4 protein-coding genes are annotated in these 5813 nt (G+C 59.3%); 2 read left to right on the plus strand and 2 right to left on the minus strand.

The features are described 5' to 3' along the window. Both ACTTKG_RS08685 and ACTTKG_RS08690 read right to left on the minus strand, forming a co-directional pair. On the minus strand, nucleotides 1-1740 hold a 1740-nt coding region (locus ACTTKG_RS08685; protein WP_442673820.1), incomplete at its 3' end, for a nicotinate-nucleotide--dimethylbenzimidazole phosphoribosyltransferase. Next, nucleotides 1737-3920: a Tex family protein gene (locus ACTTKG_RS08690; RefSeq protein ID WP_442673821.1), complete on the minus strand. Its 2184-nt coding sequence runs from the start codon at nucleotides 3918-3920 to the stop codon at nucleotides 1737-1739. The genes ACTTKG_RS08685 and ACTTKG_RS08690, both read right to left, overlap by 4 nt. Nucleotides 3921-4055: 135 nt before the next feature. Between ACTTKG_RS08690 and ACTTKG_RS08695 the strand changes: the two genes are divergently transcribed. Beyond that, nucleotides 4056-5120, plus strand: coding sequence for a 4Fe-4S dicluster domain-containing protein (locus ACTTKG_RS08695; protein ID WP_442673822.1), 1065 nt, complete (start codon nucleotides 4056-4058; stop codon nucleotides 5118-5120). Nucleotides 5121-5307: 187 nt separating this feature from the next. Further along, nucleotides 5308-5813, plus strand: a 506-nt coding sequence (locus ACTTKG_RS08700) for a polysaccharide biosynthesis/export family protein (RefSeq protein ID WP_442673823.1), incomplete at its 3' end; no start/stop codon positions are given.

Raw genomic sequence — 5813 nt, forward strand, 5'->3', positions numbered from 1 at the left:
GGGTGTGAGTGTGGGGGTGATTCGTTCAGCAAAGTGCGCGACGGTTTCCGTCGCGGGATCGTCGAGTACGATGAGGCTGCGGTTTTTGGCAGCGGCACTGATGGCGCCAAGGAGTGCGGCGGCTTCGACGCAGGAGGCGGGAGGCAGGCGGTGCAGCAGATCGAGAAGGTCGCCGCCGTCTTTTTCATGGCGGAGCGCTTCGGCTAACAGAGCTGCCTTTTCTTTTGCTGTTTCGTTGGATGGGGCGGTAAGTGAGATACCGATGAGGGGGCAGTCGGCAGTAAGTTCATGTGCGACCTTCTGTCCGAAGGCGAAAGCTGCGGCGGCAGAAGATGCAGTGTCGAGCTGCGCAAGCGTTACGGGTGCGCCTGCATGTGCGGCGAAGGCTGCCGTGAGGTGCTTTTGCCGCTCGGATGGTTCCTCTGCCGTGAAGATGAGAAGTGTGCGTCCGGATGTAAGCGGCGGCTGTGCGACGCCTGTGACGCCGGCGAGGCGCACGGCGAGCGCTTCGAGTCTGCCAAGGCTGTAGATCGGCTTGGCAAGACTGTCGATGCGCTTTTGGCACGCCGCCACGGCAAGGGCGTCGGGTGCAGGGAACTCGGGCAGGCGGATGACGTCATCGTGGGGGGCGTTTTCGGATATGGAGCGGCGCTGTATCTGCGGCATGTCAGCGGCGTCATATTCTGCTTCCGGCGCATTTTTGTCGGCTGTGCGCACGCTTTTTGAAGCGTCGATTGCGGCGTCGAGGAAGTCGGCGACGATGGAGGAGCCTGTCGCTTCGCCGAGACGAAAGCGCATGTCCATGTAGGGTTTGAGGGAGAGCTTTTCGAGGATGGCGGCGTGCGCCGGCTCCGCTGCAAGGTGTGAGGGGAGGAGATAGCCTGTGACGGCGGGAGAGAGCGCCTGTGCGATGAGCGCCGCTGCGCCTGTGTTGAAGCCGTCGAGGATGACGATGGCTCTTTTGCTTGCTGCGCCGAGGATCAGCCCCGCGATGCAGCCGAGTTCGAAGCCGCCGACCTTTTGCAGGACATCGACGCCGTCGCTCGCATCGGGGCGATTGACCGCGAGGATCTGGCGTACGACTTCGATCTTCGTCTTGAGACGTTCGTCAGATATGTTCGTGCCGCGCCCTGTGGCTTTTGCGGGTGTGAGACGGCAAAGGCAGGCGGTGATCGCCGCGCTTGCCGTCGTGTTTGATATGCCCATTTCTCCGGGCAGAAAGCAGCGATAGCCTTGCGCGGTGAAATGATGAGCGAGGCGGATGCCGACGGCGAGCGAGCGGAGCGCTTCCTCGCGCGTCATGGCGGCTCCTTTGGCGGAGTTCTTCGTGCCGTGTGCGATCTTGCGGTCGATGAGCGTCGGGAGCGGCGGCAAAGGCGCTTTGATGCCGAGGTCGGCGACGTAGAGATCGCTTCGTGCGAAGTTGGCGAGCGCGTTGGCGACAGCGCCCTTGGCTAGCAGGTAGTTCGCCGTCATCTGAGCCGTCGTCTCGGGCGGATAGGCGCTGACCTGCATTTCTGCTACGCCATGATCGGCGCAGCAGATCAGCGTGCATTTCTTCGGCTTTTCGAGCGTCCGGAGCGTGCCTTTTGCTGCACGAAGATAACGCTGCAAGAGGAGGGAGAGCGCACCGAGATCTCCTGATGAAGTGCCGAAAAATCGCTCGTCAGGCTCTTCGCCGGCAGGTTCGATAGCGCGAATGGTATCACTTATAAGAATGGTATCACGAGATTGGTTCATTTTACCGCCTCTTTCGGAACCTGTTTTAGGGAAAGTCCGATGCGTCCGCGCACCTCGTCAACGCTGATTACCATGACGTTTACGATGTCGCCTACGGATACGACGTCGAGCGGATGCCGGACGCGCTTCTTGCTGAGTTCTGAGATGTGGATGAGCCCCGCCGTCTTGATGCCGATATCGACGAATACGCCGAAGTCCGTGATGTTGCGCACCGTGCCGCGCATGACGGCGCCGGGCTTGATGTCGGAGAGTTTTACGATGGCTTGGCGCGTCAGCGGCGCGGGCAGATCTTCGCGTGGATCGCGCCCCGGCTTCTTGAGCGCGTCGATGATGTCGCGCATGGTCGGAGTGCCTGCGGCAAGCTCTTGGGCGAGTTTTTCGGCGTCGGCGAGCGTAAGTTTAGCGCCAAGCGTGTCGAGAGCCTTTTTATCGTTCAAATCATTGAGCGAAAAGCCGAGGCGGTCGAGCAGCTTTTCGGCGAGCGCGTAGGATTCGGGATGAACGGGCGTGTTGTCCAAGGGGCTTTTGCCGCCCGCGATGCGCAAAAAGCCCGCGCACTGGGTAAAGGCGGCAGGACCTAGGCGCGGCACCTTGAGGAGCTGGCGGCGGCTGGCGAAAGCGCCGTTTTCGTCGCGCCAGTCGATGATGTTTTTCGCGATCGCCTTCGTGACGCCCGCGATGTGCGAGAGAAGCGCCGCCGATGCCGTGTTGAGGTTCACGCCGACATGGTTGACGGCGGATTCCACGACAGCATCAAGTGCGGCGGCAAGTTCTTTTTGGTTCACATCGTGCTGGTACTGACCGACGCCGATCGCCTGCGGGTCGATCTTCACGAGTTCGGCGAGAGGATCCTGCACACGCCGCGCGATGGAGACAGCGCCGCGGATCGTCACATCGTATTCGGGAAGTTCCTCTTTCGCGAGTTTCGAGGCAGAGTAGACGGACGCGCCTGCTTCGTTCGTGATGAGGTAGTGCACGGGCAATTTGTTCTCACGGATGAGATTCGCCGTGAATTCTTCCGTTTCGTAGGACGCCGTACCGTTGCCGATGGAGATGAGCGTCACGCCGTGCTTCTTGATGAGCGCGAGCGCTTTTTTCGCTGATTCGGCGCGGCGCTCATCGCTCATCGTGAGGTAGAGGACGCCGTGATCGACGACTTGACCCGTGGGGCTGACGACCGCCATCTTGCAGCCCGTGCGGTAGCCGGGATCGAGTCCCATGACCGTGTGCCCGGCGAGCGGCGCTTCCAAAAGGAGCTGCTTGAGGTTTGCGCCGAAGACGTGAATCGCTTGCTTTTCGGCATTTTCCGTCAGAAGTGAGCGAAGTTCGCGCTCCATAGCGGGAAAGAGCAGGCGCTTATAGCCGTCCTCGATCGCCGCCTTCAGAGAGTCGCGGAAGATCGATGCGCCTTTGTCAATCCCATCGAAGATTTCCGTCGCAAGCTTCTCGTGGTCGCATTGGAGCGTGACCTTGAGGCAGCCCTTCTTTTCGCCGCGGTTGATGGCGAGGATGCGATGCGAAGGCAGCGTGCGAAGCGGCTCCCTGTAGTCCTGATACATGAGGAAGGTTTGCGCGTCCTCGGTTTCCTCGTCGAGCGCAGTCACGAGTTCTGCACGCTGCCAAAGCTCCTTGCGTATCTTCTGGCGCAGCGGCGCACCTTCCGTGACAGTTTCGGCGACGATGTCCATCGCACCCGCAAGAGCATCTGCCGCCGTCTCCACACCTTTTTCCGCATCGACGAACTGCGCGGCGTATTCTTCCGCCGTGCCGCTCTGCGCTTCCTGCGCGAGAATCGCAAGCGCCAAAGGCTCAAGCCCCTTTTCCCGTGCAACGCCTGCGCGTGTGCGCCGCTTTTGTTTGAAGGGCAGGTAGATGTCCTCCAGCTCCTGCATCTTCAGCGCCCGATCGAGCGCTTCTTTGATCTCGGGCGTGAGCTTTCCCTGCTCTTCGATGCTCTTTTCGATCTCCTGCTGACGCTTCACGAGATTTCGGAGACGCGAAAGCTCGCTCTCGACGGAGCGCACCTGCTCTTCGTCAAGTTCTCCCGTCGCTTCCTTGCGATAGCGGGAGATGAACGGCACCGTGTTGCCCTCGTCTAAGAGTGCGATCGTCGCTTCCGCCTGCTTCGTTCGGATGCCCAAAGTGCGCGCAATAGCCGCACCGATGTTTTCTTCTTTCATGAAAATCCCTCTCATCGTTTGAAAATCGCTTCCTATTATAACATAGAAAGGAAAATGCGTGCAGAAGGCGTGAAAAATTTAGCGCTTCCTGCTATACTATACGAAGAAGAAAAATTTGGTATATCTGAGGAAAGGATGGCGGCGGTGGAAAAGATTCGTCTGTCTGCGGCGAAGTGCATCAAAGGCTATCTGCAGCCGCCGTGCCGCGCTTGTGAAGGGGTCTGTCCTGCAGGCGCGTTCCGCTGGGGTATGCCGCAGACAGAGCTTTGTCTCGACTGCGGTCTTTGCACGGCGGTCTGTCCCGCTGGCGCCATTGAGACGCGGCAGAGTTATGCTGCGAAGCTGTCGGGCACGCTCTCTGCGCCGCAGGTGCATCTCGCGTGTGCGAAAACTGTGCCGGATTCTATGCTGCCATGCTTGGGATTTCTCACGCGCGGCATTCTCTGGGCGATTGCTTTAAAAAAGGAAGTGCAGCTCGATGTTGGCGCGTGCCGATCGTGCGTACCCGCCGTCTATGAGCATCTTTGCCGCGAGTCTGCCGCTGCCAATACTGCCTTGGAAGCGGCGGGGAGAACGCTGCTTCGCCTGCAAGATACGGAGCCTGCCGCACGCGAGTACAGTCGCCGCGATTTTTTTCGCCGCTTTCGCGATGCTGCGAAGGAGAAGTTTGGGCAGACAGATGCGGCAGGCGGTGCGGGGAGCGATGGCGCTGAGGTGCATTCTGCTGAGAGGATGCTGCAAGGCGATATGTCTGACGCCGATGCTGATGCTGCGGCGGGGCAGGATGAAGGTAGGGCTGGAGATGCCGCAGAAACGCAGGAAGAAAATCCTGCATATCCATCGCTTACGGCGTTCGATCCTTCCGCATGGGCGTTTCTCTATGGCGCATTTCCCGCTGCTGTGCATGGGGACCTCGCTCTCTACAGCGGCTGCAATGCCTGCGGCTTCTGTGCGCACCTGTGTCCGCAAGGCGCATTGCAGGCAGACATCGAAGATGCAGACTTCGTACTGCGCTTCACGCCGCAGCTCTGTACGGCATGTGGTCTTTGTACGGCACGCTGTCCCAAGAACGCTCTGCGTCTTGCCGCATCTCCCGCCGCCAAACGCTGGCGCATTCCCCTGCCGTACTGCGCCAACTGTGGCGCGCCATTTCAGCCGATCGGCGCGAGCAAACTCTGCCGCACTTGCTTAGGCGGATAAAATTGATTTTATGAGATTTCTTATTGATTGCGTAGAATTAAACCCTTTGTAATAAATTTTTTGCGGCATTTCCCGATAATAAAGAAGAACAGAAAGAGGGAAGTACAGGCAAAGACCTTTGACAGCAGAGGATGGCTATGCTATCCTTAAAAGAACAAATGTAATCCGTTTGAAGGAGTGTCCGTACATGAAAAAACGCAACCTGCTCGTCTTGGCTGCAATGCTTGCGCTCAGCAGCAGCGCTGCGTTCGCTGCGCCGTCTGCAAGCGACGCCGCCGCAGAAGCCGCAGCGGCAACGTCTGTGACGGCGAAAGCTCTCACTGAGCAGCCGCAGACAAACCATGAAGCAGCATCTCGGGAAAAATCGGCCAAGAAAGAGGCGGCTGCACCGCGCTATATCGAAGCGCCGGAAGAATTTGAGATCGCATCCCTGCGCCGTGCGGCAACGACGCCAAGCTATCGCCTCTTCAAGGGGGACACGTTCAACGTCCTCGCCATTGGCTTCCCCGACGGCATCGGCGTCAACAACATCACCGTCGGCATTGACGGCTACGTTCAGCTCCCCTACGTCGGCAGCGTCAAGCTGGAAGGACTGACACTTGATGAAGCCAAGGCAGTCCTCATGGAATCGCTCGGCGCGTATCTGCGCATTCCGGATATGTCGCTTCTCATCACCGGCTATGGACCGCGCAA

Origin of the sequence: Selenomonas sp., assembly GCF_052169755.1 — a bacterium.
GTDB lineage: Bacteria > Bacillota > Negativicutes > Selenomonadales > Selenomonadaceae > Selenomonas.

What these genes read in the sequence shown, in the direction of transcription:
- ACTTKG_RS08695 (WP_442673822.1), top strand. Translation starts at nt 4,056, where the DNA reads ATGGCGGCGGTGGAAAAGATTCGTCTGTCTGCGGCGAAGTGCATCAAA.
- ACTTKG_RS08690 (WP_442673821.1), bottom strand. Translation starts at nt 3,920, where the DNA reads ATGAAAGAAGAAAACATCGGTGCGGCTATTGCGCGCACTTTGGGCATC.